Below are 16,145 nucleotides of genomic sequence, written 5' to 3' on the forward strand. Positions count from 1 at the left end.
TAAAAAATTTTGTGCTAAAATACAAAATCCAACTAAATAAATTTTATTATTTTAATTGGTTTGTGAAGAAAATCGAATGTATGTTTACTATTAAAACAAAAAAACAGAAGTTTACCTCTGTTTTTTTATGAATTTAATAAAAAAGTAAGTATTTATTTTTTAGACTCATTTACAAGTCTTTTCAAAATTGCCCATTGTTTTAATGCATCTCGAGCTTCTACTGCAGGATATCCTAACATAGTTTTTCCTGCTGGAATATCTCCCGTAACGCCTGAACCAGCACCTACAATAGCACCATCACCTATAGTGGTATGGTCTTTTATAGAAGCGCTTCCGCCAATAATTACGCCGTTCCCTAAAGTTACTGATCCTGCCAGTCCACTGTTTCCAGCCATAATACAGAATTTGCCTAATTTACTATTGTGACCTATTTGAACTAAATTATCAATTTTGCAACCATCTCCTAAAACGGTTGAGCTAAATTTTCCTCTATCGACGCAAGTATTCGCACCAATTTCGACTCCATTACCTATAATTACATTCCCAATTTGCGGAATTTTTACCAGGCCTCTTTGTGGATCAGGACGAAAACCAAAACCATCGGCACCAATTGTAGCATTGGGATGCAAAATGCATTCATTACCAATATGACATCGTTCTCTAATGACCGTTCCTGACCAAATCACGGTATTTTTTCCTATCGTACATTCATCAAGTATAGTTACATTTGGATAAATGGTCGTGTTGTCTCCAATTATAACTTTAGGTCCTATATAACAACCTGCACCAATTCTGGCGCCATTACAAATAGTTGCACTTGGGTCAATTACGGCGGTTGGATGAATATCAATTGTAAATAATGGAGTTGGAGGTGCAAAAAGTTCCAACACTTGAGACATTGCCAAATCAGCATTTTTAACCTTGATGAAAGCCCTGTCTTCACCGGGTTCAATAGATATATCTTCGTTGACAACTGCTACACAAGCTTTAGATGCAGACCAAAATTTTTCATATTTTTTGTTTCCAATAAATGAAATTTCAGATTCATTAGCGGCTTCAAGTTGTTCAGGCGCAGTAATACTTTGAAAAGTATTCCCGACTATTTCTCCTTTTAGAATCTCATTTATTTCTTGAATGGTGTAGGATTTCATTAAGTATATATTGGATTTGGTTGTTTAATATTTTCCAAATAAAAGAATTTAGGGTTGAAATTCCTAATCTTACCAATTTCTTTAACATGAATAAAAGGAGTAGTTATATACATTTTTCACGCAATTCTATAATTGTTATTCTCTCGCGGATATGGTGAAACGCTGATTGATTATAATAATCTACAAACTACTATTGGAGTAGGGGTTTCCTTGATAGAATGGCTTTAAATTTTAAAGGAGCAATTCTTAAAAATATCGTGAAAAATTTATAGAACGGTAATTGGTATGCCAAATTTCACACGTGTTTCTTTACCATCTATTTTACCTGGAGTCCATCTTGGACCGTTAACTAATAATCGTATAGCTGACAAATCCATCTCTTTATTGATGCTTTTTACAACTTCGAAGTGGTTTAAAGTTCCGTCTAATTCAACATAAAATCCAATTCTTATTTCACCTCTACCACTGTTTGGAGATTTAAAATTATTTGCCACATAATCATAAAAAGCTTTCATTCCTCCAGGGAATTCAGGTTTTACGTAGTAAGGAAAAAATTCTATTTCAGTTCCGTTTTCATTAAAACATTTCCCGTCAACAAATTTTCCGTTTTTAAAATTTTCGGTACGTTTTACTTGACCATTTTCAAAATATCGAGTTTGAACGCCTTCTTGTTTGCCTTTAATATATATTGCCAGCATTTGTTTAGTGCCATTTTTATACCACTTTTCAGATGTGCCGTTTAAAATTCGTCTTTTGTAATTAGAAAAATCATCTTTGGTAAAAAGAGAATTATCGAGGTAGTAAGTTGTTCGCAATGTTCCTTCTGGACTCTCTTCATAAATAGTATAATAAGTGGCATTATCTGCAGATGGTAATTCTTTGAAATCTTCTGTAAAATATACTTTTTTCTGTGCATAAAAAGTTATGGACGATAATAAAACGAATAATACAAGTAATTTTTTCATGGTAACGTGATGATTTTGGAACAAAATTAACAAAAAATCCTACAATATAGCTTTAGCTTACTGTAGGATTAAATTTAATAGTAGAATATTTTTACTCTTCTTTTTGTCCCATCATCATGAGATATGCTTTAAGGAATTCATCGATTTCTCCATTCATTACGCCTTCAACATTGCTGGTTTCATGACCGGTTCGAACATCTTTGACTAATTTATAGGGTTGCATCACGTAATTTCTGATTTGTGAACCCCATTCTATTTTCATTTTCCCGGCTTCAATATCAGCGCGTTGTGCCTGTTTCTTTTTTAACTCAATTTCGTACAATTGAGAGCGTAACATTTGCATCGCTCGTTGTCTGTTATCTTGTTGTGATCGTGTTTCAGAACATTGTATCTGAATTCCGGTTGGTTTGTGAAACAATTGTACTTTAGTTTCTACTTTATTTACATTTTGTCCTCCGGCACCACTGGATCGAGAAGTGGTAATTTCGATATCGGCAGGATTAATATCAATTTCGATACTATCATCTACAAGCGGATACACGTAAACGGATGCAAACGACGTATGACGCTTGGCATTACTGTCAAAAGGAGATATTCTAACTAATCGATGTACGCCGTTTTCACCTTTCAAGTAACCAAAAGAATAATCGCCTTCAAATTCTAGTGTTACGGTTTTTATACCCGCAGCTTCTCCTTTCTGGAAATTCAGTTCTTTGATTTTATAGCCGTATTTTTCGCCCCACATCATGTACATGCGCATGAGCATTTCGGCCCAATCACAACTTTCAGTTCCACCGGCACCAGCTGTTATTTGTACAACAGCACTCAACGTATCGCCTTCGTCCGAAAGCATATTTTTGAATTCGATTGCTTCAATATGAGCTTGAGTGGCGTTGTAATGTTCGTCTAATTCTTCTCCGGTAAGTTCTCCTTCTTTATAAAAATCATAGGCGAGTTGCAATTCGTCCGTCATTTCGACCGCTTTATTGTAATCTTCTATCCATTTTTTCTTGTTTCTAAGATTTTTTACAATGAGTTCCGCTTCTTTTGCATTGTTCCAAAAGTCAGGAGCAAAAGTTTTCTCTTCTTCATTAGAAATCTCAATTAGCTTGGCATCAACGTCAAAGATACCTCCTCAACGCACCAAGGCGCTCCACAATACCTTTAATTTGTTCGGTAGTTGTCATAAAATTATATTAATTTGATAAGTCTGTTTTCAATATTTATAAAAAATTCCGTTGTGTAATATATTTAGTTTAGTTTTAACTGAACTAGTTTGAATTAACAAACGGTATTATGTAAATTTGTGGCACAAAAATAGAAAAATTTTACGAAGGGACAATTCGGGAATTGTCCGTACTGATAATAAAAAAAATATGGAAATAAATTTAATTAGCGATACAATCACAAAGCCTTCTAATGAAATGTTGCAATACATGTTTAAAGCAGTTGTAGGGGATGATGTTTACAAACAAGATCCTACTGTTATTGAATTAGAAGCAAAAGTTGCAGCGATGTTTGGTATGGAGGCAGGACTTTTCTTCCCTTCTGGAACAATGGCCAATCAAGCAGCCATAAAATTGCATACACAGCCCGGCGAACAATTAATAGCGGACAAATACGCACACGTTTATCATTATGAAGGTGGTGGAGTTTCTTTTAATAGCGGAGTTTCTTGTTGTTTATTAGACGGAAACCGCGGAATGATAACTGCCGAACAAGTGGCGGGAGCAATTAATGACCCTGAATTTTATCACAGTCCTTTAACGAGTTTAGTTTGTGTGGAAAACACAACCAATAAGGGCGGAGGCGCTTGTTACGAACTAGAAGACTTGCAAAGAATTAAACAGGTTTGCGATGCCAATAATTTGAAATTTCACATGGATGGCGCCCGAATTTGGAATGCATTGGTAGCCAAAAAGCAAGATCCAAAAGCATTTGGAAAATTATTCGATACTATTTCGGTTTGTTTATCCAAAGGATTGGGAGCACCAATTGGTTCTGTTTTATTGGCTGATAAAGCGACTATTCACAGAGCGTTGCGTGTTCGAAAAATATTAGGTGGCGGAATGCGTCAAGTAGGATATTTGGCAGCAGCCGGAATTTATGCTTTGGATAACAACATAGAACGCCTTGCTGAAGATCATCGTAGAGCTAAAGAAATTGCCGATGTATTGAAAAAGTTAAGCTGGGTAGCTTCTGTAGAGCCAGTTGAGACTAATATTTTGATTTTTTCATTGGTGCCAAATTGTAACGAGAAGAATTTAATTGAAGTTTTAAAACAAAAAAACATTTCAATCAGCTCGATGGGACATGGAAAATTGAGAATTGTAACGCATCTTGATTATAGAGAAGTGATGCATACTTATGTTTTGGAAACACTCCAAAAATTAGTATAATTCTGTTTGGAAAATTTGTTTAAAGTTTAAGGTTTAACGTTTTTATCGCGATGAAAAAACAGTAAGCCTTAAACTTTAAACTTTTTTATTTAAAAAGATTATCCATTCCTGGAATCATTGGCATATCCATTTTTGCAACAGCATCAAGTTCAGCTTCATTTACTTTAGTAGCTTTTTCGATAGCTTTGTTTAGTACCAAAATCATATAATCTTCTAATTGTTCTTTGTCTTCCAGCAAAGAATCGTCAATAGTAATTGATTTAATTGAGCGATTGGCAGTCAGTGTCACTTTCAATAAACCATCGGTACTTTGCTCATCTATAAGGACTGTGTCTAAACGTTTTTTAGTGTCTTCTATCTTTTGTTGGGTTTCTTTAAGTTTACCCATCATTCCCATTAAATCCATGTTTTAATTTTTTTAAATTAATTGAATCACAAAATTAGTATATTGCATAGTCATATTCAACAAAATATTCATGAAAAATAGACTCATCATAACTTCTCTTTGTGTTATTTTTGCAACTTCATTTACTAATACAAAAGCACAACAAATGTTAAAAAATAGTCCAATTCCAGTAGCTAAAATAATTCCTAAATCATTAGAAAAACATAATGAGACAAGAATTGATAATTACTTCTGGCTAAATGACAGAGAAAATCCCGAAGTTATTGATTACCTGAATAAGGAAAACACCTACTATGATGCAATGACTGCGCATACTAAAGATTTTCAAAAAGAATTGTTTGAGGAAATGAAAGGAAGAATTAAGGAAGATGATCAATCAGTTCCTTATTTATATAATGGTTATTACTACATCACACGTTTTGAGAAAGGGCAGGATTATCCCATTTATTCCAGAAAAAAAGGAAGTCTTTCTGCCAATGAAGAAATTTTATTCAACTGTAATGATTTGGCTAAAGGACATTCCTATTTTCAATTAGGAGGTTTGAGTGTGAGTCCTGATAATAAATTTGCAAGTTTTGGAATAGACATTGTTGGAAGAAGAATCTACACGATACAGATAAAAAATCTTGAAACGGGAGAAATCCTTTCGGATAAAATTGAAAATGCCACAGGAAACTCAGTTTGGGCAAACGATAATAAAACTATTTTTTATACCAGACAGGACAAAGTTACCTTGCGATCTGATAAAGTTTTCAAACACAAATTAGCTACTGATGCTGTAGATGATGTTTTGGTTTTTAACGAAAAGGACGATACCTTCAACGTTTCGGTGAGTAAAGAAAAATCAAGAAAATACATTGTTATTGGTTCAGGAAGTACATTAACGACTGAATATAGAATACTTAATTCTGATACTCCAAATGGTGAGTTTGTGGTTTTTCAACCAAGAGTTCGTGGTTTAGAATACAGTATTTCTCATTTTGGCGATTCTTTTTATATTCTTACCAATAAAGACAAGGCAACTAATTTCAAGTTGATGAAAACGCCTGAGAACGCTACTGCAAAAGAAAATTGGAAAGATGTAATTGCACATAGAAAAGACGTTTTGCTGGAAGATATCGAGATTTTTAGAAACTATTTGGTTGTCGAAGAACGTTCAAATGGATTGAATCATATTCGAATAATGCCTTGGAGTGGAGAAGGAGAGTATTACTTGCCTTTTGGAAGTGAAACGTACAATGCCTACACGACCACAAATGTTAATTTTGACACTGATATCTTACGTTACAGCTATCAATCATTAGCAACGCCGTCTTCGGTTATTGATTTTAACATGAAAACCAAAGAGAAAGAAATCAAGAAAGAGCAAGAAGTTCTTGGAGGCAAATTTGATAAAAATAATTATATAGAAGAACGCGTTTGGGCCACGGCTACTGATGGAACTAAGGTGCCTATTTCCTTGGTATACCGAAAAGGATTAAAAAAAGACGGCAAAAATCCTTTGTTACTTTATGCATATGGCTCTTATGGAGTTACAATGGATACTTACTTTTCATCGACACGTTTGTCTATTCTGGACAGAGGATTTGTATTTGCAATAGCACACATTCGCGGTGGCGAAGATTTAGGAAGAGAATGGTATGAGGACGGAAAATTATTGAAAAAGAAAAACACATTCACTGATTTTATTGATTGTTCCAAGTTTTTGATTCAGGAAAAATATACTTCACCAAACCATTTATATGCCGAAGGCGGTTCAGCAGGCGGATTATTAATGGGAGCAGTAGTCAATATGGCTCCAGAATTGTATAACGGAGTGATTGCTCAAGTGCCTTTTGTAGATGTAATTACCACGATGCTTGATGATACGATTCCGCTTACAACTGGAGAATATGACGAGTGGGGAAATCCAAATGAGAAAAAATCGTATGATTATATGTTATCGTATTCGCCTTATGATAATGTAAAGGCTCAAAAATACCCTAATATGTTTGTTTCTACGGGACTTCATGATTCTCAAGTGCAATATTGGGAGCCTGCAAAGTGGGTTGCAAAGCTACGTACCTTAAAAACAAATGATACCGTTTTATATCTTAATACGAATATGGATGCCGGTCACGGTGGCGCTTCAGGACGATTTGAAGCTCTAAAGGAATTAGCAAAGGAATATAGTTTTTTATTAGATTTAGAAGGAATTAAAAACTAATTAGATTTTTTTTGTTAAATTTGCAACATTCGTGTTTAATGAAAAATTGCCACGACTAACTATTTTTTTATGAAAAAAGAAATAACTGCTTATAATAATGTTTTAGAATTAATAGGTAATACTCCACTTATTAAGCTAAATAAAGTTACTGAAAATTTAGAAGGGAATTTTTACGCTAAAGTAGAAGCTTTTAATCCAGGACATTCCTCAAAAGATAGAATAGCATTATACATAATTGAAGAAGCTGAAAAGAAAGGTATTTTATCTCCGGGTGATACCATAATTGAAACAACTTCCGGTAATACGGGTTTTAGTTTAGCAATGGTCAGTATAATAAAAGGCTACAACTGCATTCTTGCTGTTAGTTCTAAATCATCTAAAGATAAAATAGATATGCTTCGCAGCTTAGGTGCTAAAGTATATGTTTGTCCGGCGCATGTTTCTGCTGATGATGAGCGTTCTTATTATAACGTAGCCAAACGTTTGCACGAAGAAACAAAAGGCTCGGTTTATATCAATCAGTATTTCAATGAATTGAATGTTGATGCGCATTATAAGTCTACCGGTCCGGAAATTTGGAAACAAACTAACGGAGCAATTACACACTTAATTGCTTGTAGTGGAACAGGTGGCACTATTTCAGGTACTGCAAAATATCTAAAAGAGCAAAATCCTAATATTAGAATTCTTGGAGTGGATGCTTTTGGTTCTGTATTGAAAAAATATCATGAAACCAGAGAATTCGATAATGATGAAATTTATCCATACAGAATAGAAGGTTTGGGGAAAAATTTAATTCCATCTGCAACGGATTTTGATATTATTGATAAGTTCATGAAAGTGACGGATGAGGAAAGCGCTCATGCTGCACGAGAAATCACCAGAAAAGAAGGTTTATTTGTTGGATATACTTCAGGAGCAGTGATGCAAGCGATAAGACAATATGCAGAAGAAGGTGAATTTGACGCCGACAGTAATGTAATTGCAATTTTTCCGGATCACGGTTCTCGTTATATGAGTAAAGTATTTAGCGATGATTGGATGAACGAACAAGGTTTCTTTGACAGCATCAACGAAGAAGAAGTTCAAAAAATTGAAATGATAAAATAAGTTGAAAATTATAAATAAAAAAGTCCCATCTGCTTTTGCAAATGGGACTTTTTTATTGCACTCTAAATAAGAACACTTTTTTATTTAATCCAATAATTCAGGATTATTAAGGATCAATTCAATTTTTTTAATAGTGATTGTGATCTGACTCATTTGTAATTCTATATTTCTAAAAAAGAGACTAATATCTCTATTGACCCAACTTTCAGAAATAACTCTGGCACCCAAACTAATTCTTAAAATAGCACTTTCAATTTCTGTAGTATATTTTACATTAACTGCTTGACCAATATGACATTTTTGGGCCGCAAGCCGAATGATTTCTAAAGAAGAACCTTCAAACTGATCAGATAAATCAGAATTTAATAAAGTATATAATTTTTTTACTTTATCAACAGATAAGACTTCATTGTTTTTAAAAATAAAGAAAGGAAAAATGGTACGGATATTTCTTATTCCAAATTCTTTACTGCTGTAACTCTTAGTTTTTGTTTCATCCCCATAAATAGGTTGTAAAAAAGTGGCCTCTTTTATGGAGTCATCCACAAAATTGCAAAACATCTCAATACCCATATTTCGATATAAAATAGGTGTTTTGTAATACCTGTCCATTTCAACCACAGCAGCATTCCAGCGCATATAGGAACCATAGTTATAGCCGTCAGATAATTCATTGGAACAAAACCAAGAAGTAGGCCAATCAGAACGATTATAATATTGGGTTAATCCTTTGGGTAATGTATTTTTTACAGATTGAATTAATTTATTGACACTTTTAGGTAAAATTAATGCACCGCAGTATGGAGGACCAGTGAAGAATTTACTCCCCGTTATGGTGACAATATATCCTTTATTTAAATAATTTTGTATGTCTTTTGGATCTAATCTTAGCTGTGATCCATCTACAATTATTTGAATTGATAAATCTTCAAGTGTATTTAGTTTTTTAATAAATTCGTCACTAGGAGATTGATACCCTAATTTTGATTGGTCCATAGTATGTAATACTATATGCCTGCCTTGATTTTTGGTCGTAATAACGGCGTCAAATACTTCCTGATCTAATTGATTAGAAGATTTTAATGCACCATTTTGATCTCTAAAAGGGATTTGTATTAAATCAACATCTCTAAAACCTTCAATTTTAGTGTCTTTTTTAATTGGATAATTTAAAGCAGTAGTGTTTTCAAAATGACACCCTTTTAAGGCCGCCGCCACACCGCTGCCAGTTTCATCAGAGGCAACCAGAATATGTGTAATTTCTTTATCGGAAATAATTTGTGTTATGGCTGCTATTTGAAGAGAAGAATCAGTACCTGATGGTGAAAAAATTATTTCACATTCCTCATTTAATTTAAATATATGTCTCAGGTTATTTTTCAGCAGTTCAGAAAACTCGATCGTAGTATTTTGAAAACCTTTTTTCAGGCTATTTCTAATCAATATACTTCTCACTTTATCTGTTTTATCAAAAGCAAAATTAGAAACGCTCGACGCCGTAGAAGAAGCAAAAGTAAATGCATCAGGTCTTGGGAATGGGCGACATCCGTATTTATTTAGCAAATGAATCTCGTCGATATTCAATCTAAGATCTCCTCCAGACATCAACATGTATTCTGTGGGTTTTGCAAGATTTTCGACAATAGGTTTCCAAGATTCTTTGAGTTCAGTATTAGAATTTTTTAAACCATGAAAAGACTGGAGCTCTTCGTTTATTAATGAAGATTCGGTATTTAAATAGGTATCATTTTTAATTAGATTAATTAGAAGATAATCAAGATTTTCTAATTTTTCTTTATCATCTTTAGGTAGTAAATTATAAAATATTCGAATTACTTCAAGAGCTGCAATATCACATAAAATAGTGTCTTTTTTCTCGGCGTTCAAAGCTTTGTACCATAGCTGCCATTCGATTCCATATCTTAAATAGACTAAAGCTAAAATGGGTTTATTCAAAAAGGAGGAACCAATTATAATTGATTTGTTAGGAACAATTTTGAAAATAGTAGGCTCACTGGTTGAAGTGATAATATTGATGTTATTTATCTTTGGTACGGTATTGAATCTTTTTAAAATGCGAACTAAATAATTTACATTTTCTTTTTCAAATAAACTAGTTCTTTTATATTGATTTTCAATTAGAATATTGTTTGTCATATATGTTATAATTTTAAGCGTTCCTTAGAACGATATTCTGTATTGGGAAAATTTGCTTTCTAACTAAATTCAATCAAGAACCATCTTTTGTAGAAAATCTTCACAAAAAATAATTGTGTTTCCAATGGTTTTATGTTTCGCTTGTTTTTAAGGTGTTGAATTTCGCAAAAGTTAGCAAATATAATAAACTTGGTTGCAGTAAAAAAGATATTAAAAAATACTCGTTTGCTAAATCATCTTTTTTTAGTTAAAGTCAGTTATTTAAACGGTATTTATAAAATAATTTGAAGGTACACACTTATTAAAAATTGTATTGAAACACTATTGGTTTAGTTCTTGAAAACTTCAGAAAAAGTGAAAAGCAATAGGAAAACAAATAATTCCAAGAAACTATCTAGTTTGTGTTGTAAATATATTTTCAGCCGATTTTACTAAATAACTCAGAAAATACTTTAAACAAGAAATGACAGAGGCTTCATTCTTGATTCATAAATTGTGAAACAAAAAAACTCCAGCCAAAGCTAGAGTTTTAAGTATAATTATAAAGAAATCTATTCTTCTTCCATAGTGTGATATACGTTCATCACGTCATCATCTTCCTCGATTTTTTCAATAAGTTTCTCTACATCCGCTACTTGAGCTTCAGTAAGTTTCTTAGTGATTTGAGGAATTCTTTCGAATCCGGAAGAAAGAATTTCTAATCCTCTGTTTTCTAATTCTTTTTGAATGGTTCCAAAACTCCCAAAAGGAGCATATATTAAAATACCGTCTTCGTCTTCAAAAACCTCTTCAGCACCAAAATCGATTAACTCTAATTCTAATTCTTCAGGGTCGATTCCGTTTGTTGGAATTCTAAAATTACAGGTATGATCAAACATAAATTCAACCGAACCCTGGGTTCCCATAGTTCCATTGCATTTGTTAAAATAACTACGAATGTTAGCTACGGTTCTATTGTTGTTATCAGTTGCAGTTTCAACTAGAATTGCAATTCCATGAGGCGCATATCCTTCAAATAAAACTTCTTTATAGTTGGCTGTGTCTTTATCGGTAGCTTTTTTAATGGCACGTTCTACATTTTCTTTTGGCATATTTACTGCCTTCGAGTTCTGAATAACGGCTCTTAATCTGGAGTTGGCATCAGGATTAGGACCGCCTTCTTTTACAGCCATTACAATATCTTTACCAATTCTGGTAAATGCTTTGGCCATTGCCGACCAACGTTTCATTTTTCTACCTTTTCTAAACTCAAACGCTCTTCCCATTTCTATCTTTTATTTTGAACTGCAAAAATACAGTTATTAGTTATTTTTTCAAAAATTTTTATTAGTCAATTGGCACATGCTTTGAAATAAAAGTATCGCCTGTTACATTCCAAAAATTGATAGCATTGGCTCGCTCTGAATTGAACTTGTTATTGATAGCATTATAATTCCCTACTTCCTTATTCAACTCGTTTACCAATTTATTGAAATTATCCACTTCCTCCTTTGATCTCGAAGCTGCTGATTTGTTATCCATTGTTTTTTTACTCTCTTGAAATTTTTGATTGAGCATCATAAAGGCAACTACTTTAGGACTAAATTCCAGTGCTTCTTTTTTACTGAATTCTAATACTTTTTTGGTGGCATTTACTAGTATTAAATCATTATTGTAAGCTTTAAATGTTTTTAATTTATCTAAACCTTCGTTCGAATATTGCTCTAATGCATTACTGTTTTGTTGAATGGCATTCAAATTGTTTTGAGCAATGGCATTCATCAAAAGAGATTCTGTGAAATTTACTTTGAAAAATATCAAAAATAATTGGGTGTGATTTTCAAAAACTTCGTTGGATATTTTCATTTTTTTTCCCAATTCACTTTTGTCTTCTCCAATTTGGATACCATATTTATTAGCAAATATTTTTTGGTTAGCATTCAATTTATTCACTTCCTCATTGATTTTAGTATTGACTAAATCTCTTGCCAAAATAAAAGCTTCCATAAAATCATACGATTGTTCAGCCACTTCCTGCATATTTATGATTTTTTCATATTCCTGATTGATTTGTTTTTCAGAAATTGATAAATAGGCTAGCAGTTGCTCTTTATATTCAACATCGCCTTTATATCCATCCTTTAAAGCTTCAATTTTTTTAGTGGCATTTTGAATGCTTTTTACCAATGTTTTACGAGTTACATCAATTCTTCGGGCATTTTTACTATGCGCAACTGCCGAAGTATATTTCCAAGTTGTTCGAGAAATAGCATCAGTTTCTTTACCAATGTAATTCAAATAGTCAACAGGAGTTTTGAATTCTTGAGCATTAGAAAAGGTAATCGTAATTAAAAATAGGAGCAAAGTAAAGGTTAATTTCATTTTTTTTGGTTGGTTATTTATTCAAATTCTTATAATCGTTTATTATAGCAATTGCTTCTTCTAAATAAGGATTGTTTTTCACCTCTTTTATTTTAAAGCGATTAATATCTTGTTGAAAAACATCAAATTTCAATTTTTCCAAATCATAGGAATTATTCGAAATGGTATTTTTACTTTCGCTTTCCACAATTTTTTTGACTTTTTTCCAAAGTGAATCAATTTCATGAATATCGTTGAATACATCTTTAAAAATCAAACGTGTTGGTTTTTTTGGATTGTTGTAAAGTGCATTTATCTGTTCGTTAGCCAAACTGATTTCATTGAAATGAGCGGCATTTTTTACTCTTGAATTACTTAATTCGATTATTTTGGGAAAATAAGTTTTTGAAAACGGATTAAATCTTGCTTTTGTAGCAATCACATCATATTTCAAAGCTGTTTTAAAACTGATTTCGCGCTGAGTTATGCTGTCAAATAAAACTGGTAACGCAATATCTGGAACAATTCCTTTTATTTGATGACTGTCACCAGTAATTCTGTAGAATTTTTCAATGGTTAGTTTTACAAAATCCTGTTGATTGTTTTCGTCCAATGGTAAAATAGTTTGCATAGAAGCTTTGCCCAATGATTTACTTCCAATAATGATTGCCCTGTTGTAATCCTGCATTGAAGCTGCAAAAAATTCACTTGCGGATGCTGAATTTCCGTTGATTAACAGCACGATTGGTCCATTGTAAACACTGCCACGATTGCCGTCTTTTAAAATGGTTTGCTTGTTTTTATTATTAACCAAAACGGATACTGGGCCAATATCTAAAAACATTCCGGCTAATTTAATAGCTTCTTCCATAGATCCGCCACCATTGTTTTGAAGATCGATTACTAAGCCTTCAACATTGTCTTGTTGAAGTTTCACAATTTCTTTGGCAACATCATCGGCACAGCCTTGAATAGAATATCCATTGAAATTAGAATAAAAACTTGGAATATTGATGTACCCAATTTTTGTTTCCGCTTCGGCAATATAACTGAAAACAGCATTCTCAGTGGTTTTCATTACTTGTTTTCTGAGTAGTACAGATTGTATTGTTCCATTTTTTTTCTGAATGGTCAATTCTATTTCTACATTCGAATCAGAAAAAATCAATTCTCCAATTTTTTCTATTGAAGCACAGGAAACAGAATATTCATCTCCTTTGGTATTAGATACTTTTAGAATTACATCGTCTTTGTCAAACTTATCCGTTTTGGCGGCGGGACCACCCGGGACAATTTCTTCGATGATAATTTCCTCTTTTTCATTAAATCCAATATTTAATCCTAACGAAAGATTACTCATTGATAAACCCGACATAAAACTGGATTTGGCATCCATTGAAAAATAATTGGAATGAGGATCAAAATAAGTGCAAAAAATATTCAAGAAATTATTTTGAAGGTCATTTTCCAATCTGTTATTGCCTTCAAGGATACTGTTTACTTTGCACAAGTTGGTGTCAAATATTTTTACTTTTGCAGTTTTCTCCAGCTTTGGAAAATTCTGTGTGAGTGAATCTAAATTAGAACTTAATTTCGAAATATCTTCCAGAATATCATATTTGATTCTCTTTCTCCAAACTCTTTCGATATCGGTTGAAACCAAATCAAAAGGGAAGTTTTTCTTCGAAAATTTTACCGAGTCATTCGTGGTATAATCAAAATTTTCTTTTTGTATTTTCTCTAAAACTTTCTTTTTTCTGGTCAGAGCCAATTTATAAACAGCAACAAAATCATTCATAAAGGAACAATTGTTCTGTAAAATATAATTGTCCAGCTGAAGCCTATGTTCACGTAGTTTTTGATATTCAATCTTTGTGAATAAGTTTCGGTTAGCATCCAAAACATCCAAAAAGCTATCAAAAACAAAAACCGATAAACTGTCGTTTACCGGTTTTGGATGGTAATGATCACGTTGAATTAACGCATTTATTTTAGAAAGTGTTTCACAAGTTTTTACCTCATTTTGACCTAAAAGTGAAAATGTTGTCAGCAATAATACAAGTGAAAGTTTCTTCATTTATTTTTATTTCTTGTAAAAAGGTAATTTTATCACTTTGGCAGGAACGTCATTTTTACGAATTCGGATAAAAATGTCACTTTCCAAAGCACTGTTTTCAACAGTTACGTAACCTAAACCAATTCCTTTATTCATGGATGGTGACATCGTTCCCGAAGTTACAATTCCAATAACATCTCCAGCTGCATTCACAATTTCGTAATCGTGTCTTGGCACAGCACGTTCCAGCATTTCAAAAGCGACTAATTTTTTAGTAACTCCTGCTTCTTTTTGTTTTTTTAAGTTTTCTGAATTGGTGAATTCTTTAGTGAACTTTGTAATCCATCCCAAACCAGCTTCTAGTGGAGAAGTCGTGTCGTTGATATCATTTCCGTACAAACAGAAACCCATTTCCAATCGCAATGTATCACGAGCTGCAAGTCCAATTGGTTTGATACCAAAAGCTGCACCCGCTTCAAAAACTTTATTCCAAATTTGTTCTACTTCTGAGTTTTTGCAATAAATCTCAAAACCTCCGGAACCCGTATATCCAGTAGCCGAAATAATCACGTTTTCGATACCGGCAAAATCACCCACTTCAAAATGGTAATATGGAATCGCAGATAAATCTTTTGAAGTTAAAGATTGCATCGCTTCAACCGCTTTCGGTCCTTGAATAGCCAATAATGAATAATCATCTGAAAGGTTTTTCATATCCACACCCAAATCATTATGAGCCGAAATCCAATCCCAATCCTTATCAATATTCGAAGCATTTACCACTAATAAATATTGCTCGTCCTTCATTTTATAAACAATCAAATCGTCTACAATTCCACCGTCATTGTTTGGCAAACAAGAATATTGTGCTCTTCCAATAGTCAAAGTCGAAGCATCATTCGAAGTCACTTTCTGAATCAAAGCCAATGCATTTGGCCCCGTAAGCAAGAATTCACCCATGTGAGAAACGTCAAAAACACCCACGGCATTGCGCACCGTTTCATGTTCCGCATTCACTCCTTCATATAAAATTGGCATATTGTATCCGGCAAACGGAAGCATTTTTGCTCCCAAACTCTCGTGTATGTGCGTAAGCGCAGTATTTTTCATTGTGTTTTTATATAAAATTTGAAGTCGCTAATTTATTGATTTTATTTCGGGTGACAAAGGCAGAGCGAAGCAAAGTTTAAAGTTTCAAACGTTTTCGGAATAATTCGTGCTGTAGGATTTATAGCCATTTTTTAGGAGCTATTTCCTGCTATTCGCTCTATCTTTATTTAAAGCTTCCAGCCTTCAAAAGGCTGGAAGCTTTAAATAAAGGATGTCGCTTCTATCAGGGCTAGGGAATTTCGGTT

12 protein-coding genes and 1 pseudogene are annotated in these 16,145 nt (G+C 33.1%); 4 read left to right on the forward strand and 9 right to left on the reverse strand.

Annotated elements, in window-relative coordinates; translation table 11 throughout:
* Positions 1-152: 152 nt before the first annotated feature.
* On the reverse strand, positions 153-1,151 hold the full coding sequence (gene lpxD, locus QLS97_RS09165) for a UDP-3-O-(3-hydroxymyristoyl)glucosamine N-acyltransferase (protein WP_282716119.1): 999 nt from the start codon (positions 1,149-1,151) through the stop codon (positions 153-155).
* Between the two features lie 132 nt (positions 1,152-1,283).
* Here lpxD and QLS97_RS09170 point away from each other — a divergent pair.
* Positions 1,284-1,379 (forward strand): annotated as a pseudogene (locus tag QLS97_RS09170) (phospholipase A); the annotation flags it as partial.
* A 38-nt stretch (positions 1,380-1,417) separates the two neighbouring features.
* Here the strand turns inward: QLS97_RS09170 and QLS97_RS09175 are convergent.
* Positions 1,418-2,116, reverse strand: coding sequence for an energy transducer TonB (locus QLS97_RS09175; RefSeq protein WP_282716123.1), 699 nt, complete (start codon positions 2,114-2,116; stop codon positions 1,418-1,420).
* Between the two features lie 91 nt (positions 2,117-2,207).
* Positions 2,208-3,303, reverse strand: a protein-coding gene (gene prfB / locus QLS97_RS09180; protein ID WP_282716125.1) for a peptide chain release factor 2 whose coding sequence is annotated in 2 segments (ribosomal slippage) — positions 2,208-3,239 and positions 3,241-3,303 — 1,095 coding nt in all. Because the reading frame shifts where the segments join, the coding sequence is not laid out codon by codon here.
* 189 nt (positions 3,304-3,492) lie between these two features.
* Here prfB and QLS97_RS09185 point away from each other — a divergent pair.
* Complete coding sequence (locus tag QLS97_RS09185; RefSeq protein ID WP_282716126.1) at positions 3,493-4,515, forward strand: threonine aldolase family protein; 1,023 nt, start codon at positions 3,493-3,495, stop codon at positions 4,513-4,515.
* Positions 4,516-4,600: 85 nt separating this feature from the next.
* Here QLS97_RS09185 and QLS97_RS09190 read toward each other — a convergent pair whose 3' ends face one another.
* Positions 4,601-4,921: a YbaB/EbfC family nucleoid-associated protein gene (locus QLS97_RS09190; protein WP_099715715.1), complete on the reverse strand. Its 321-nt coding sequence runs from the start codon at positions 4,919-4,921 to the stop codon at positions 4,601-4,603.
* 70 nt (positions 4,922-4,991) lie between these two features.
* Between QLS97_RS09190 and QLS97_RS09195 the strand changes: the two genes are divergently transcribed.
* Both QLS97_RS09195 and capA read left to right on the forward strand, forming a co-directional pair.
* Complete coding sequence (locus QLS97_RS09195) at positions 4,992-7,127, forward strand: S9 family peptidase (RefSeq protein WP_282716128.1); 2,136 nt, start codon at positions 4,992-4,994, stop codon at positions 7,125-7,127.
* A 69-nt stretch (positions 7,128-7,196) separates the two neighbouring features.
* Positions 7,197-8,237 carry a cysteate synthase gene (capA, locus tag QLS97_RS09200; RefSeq protein WP_282716129.1) on the forward strand — a complete coding sequence of 347 codons (1,041 nt, stop codon included), beginning with the start codon at positions 7,197-7,199 and terminating at the stop codon, positions 8,235-8,237.
* A gap of 84 nt (positions 8,238-8,321) precedes the next feature.
* Here capA and QLS97_RS09205 read toward each other — a convergent pair whose 3' ends face one another.
* The 5 genes from QLS97_RS09205 to gcvT all read right to left on the reverse strand — a co-directional run bounded on the left by QLS97_RS09205 (position 8,322) and on the right by gcvT (position 15,900).
* The gene (locus tag QLS97_RS09205; protein ID WP_282716131.1) at positions 8,322-10,394 is read right to left on the reverse strand and encodes a hypothetical protein; all 2,073 of its coding nucleotides are present in this window, start codon (positions 10,392-10,394) and stop codon (positions 8,322-8,324) included.
* Between the two features lie 551 nt (positions 10,395-10,945).
* Positions 10,946-11,659, reverse strand: coding sequence for a YebC/PmpR family DNA-binding transcriptional regulator (locus QLS97_RS09210; RefSeq protein ID WP_282716132.1), 714 nt, complete (start codon positions 11,657-11,659; stop codon positions 10,946-10,948).
* 61 nt (positions 11,660-11,720) lie between these two features.
* Positions 11,721-12,755: an LIC11966 family surface protein gene (locus QLS97_RS09215; RefSeq protein ID WP_282716134.1), complete on the reverse strand. Its 1,035-nt coding sequence runs from the start codon at positions 12,753-12,755 to the stop codon at positions 11,721-11,723.
* A gap of 13 nt (positions 12,756-12,768) precedes the next feature.
* The gene (locus tag QLS97_RS09220; RefSeq protein WP_282716136.1) at positions 12,769-14,811 is read right to left on the reverse strand and encodes a S41 family peptidase; all 2,043 of its coding nucleotides are present in this window, start codon (positions 14,809-14,811) and stop codon (positions 12,769-12,771) included.
* A gap of 6 nt (positions 14,812-14,817) precedes the next feature.
* Entirely contained in the window at positions 14,818-15,900 is a 1,083-nt protein-coding gene (gene gcvT, locus QLS97_RS09225; RefSeq protein WP_282716138.1) for a glycine cleavage system aminomethyltransferase GcvT, read from the reverse strand.
* Positions 15,901-16,145: the final 245 nt, after the last annotated feature.

Origin of the sequence: Flavobacterium yafengii (assembly GCF_030010375.1) — a bacterium.
Classification (GTDB): Bacteria; Bacteroidota; Bacteroidia; order Flavobacteriales; family Flavobacteriaceae; genus Flavobacterium; species Flavobacterium yafengii.

Bases quoted from the DNA above. Each gene is read 5' to 3' on its own strand.
- lpxD (WP_282716119.1), bottom strand. From the start codon at position 1,151: ATGAAATCCTACACCATTCAAGAAATAAATGAGATTCTAAAAGGAGAA.
- QLS97_RS09175 (WP_282716123.1), bottom strand. From the start codon at position 2,116: ATGAAAAAATTACTTGTATTATTCGTTTTATTATCGTCCATAACTTTT.
- QLS97_RS09185 (WP_282716126.1), top strand. From the start codon at position 3,493: ATGGAAATAAATTTAATTAGCGATACAATCACAAAGCCTTCTAATGAA.
- QLS97_RS09190 (WP_099715715.1), bottom strand. From the start codon at position 4,921: ATGGATTTAATGGGAATGATGGGTAAACTTAAAGAAACCCAACAAAAG.
- QLS97_RS09195 (WP_282716128.1), top strand. From the start codon at position 4,992: ATGAAAAATAGACTCATCATAACTTCTCTTTGTGTTATTTTTGCAACT.
- capA (WP_282716129.1), top strand. From the start codon at position 7,197: ATGAAAAAAGAAATAACTGCTTATAATAATGTTTTAGAATTAATAGGT.
- QLS97_RS09205 (WP_282716131.1), bottom strand. From the start codon at position 10,394: ATGACAAACAATATTCTAATTGAAAATCAATATAAAAGAACTAGTTTA.
- QLS97_RS09210 (WP_282716132.1), bottom strand. From the start codon at position 11,659: ATGGGAAGAGCGTTTGAGTTTAGAAAAGGTAGAAAAATGAAACGTTGG.
- QLS97_RS09215 (WP_282716134.1), bottom strand. From the start codon at position 12,755: ATGAAATTAACCTTTACTTTGCTCCTATTTTTAATTACGATTACCTTT.
- QLS97_RS09220 (WP_282716136.1), bottom strand. From the start codon at position 14,811: ATGAAGAAACTTTCACTTGTATTATTGCTGACAACATTTTCACTTTTA.
- gcvT (WP_282716138.1), bottom strand. From the start codon at position 15,900: ATGAAAAATACTGCGCTTACGCACATACACGAGAGTTTGGGAGCAAAA.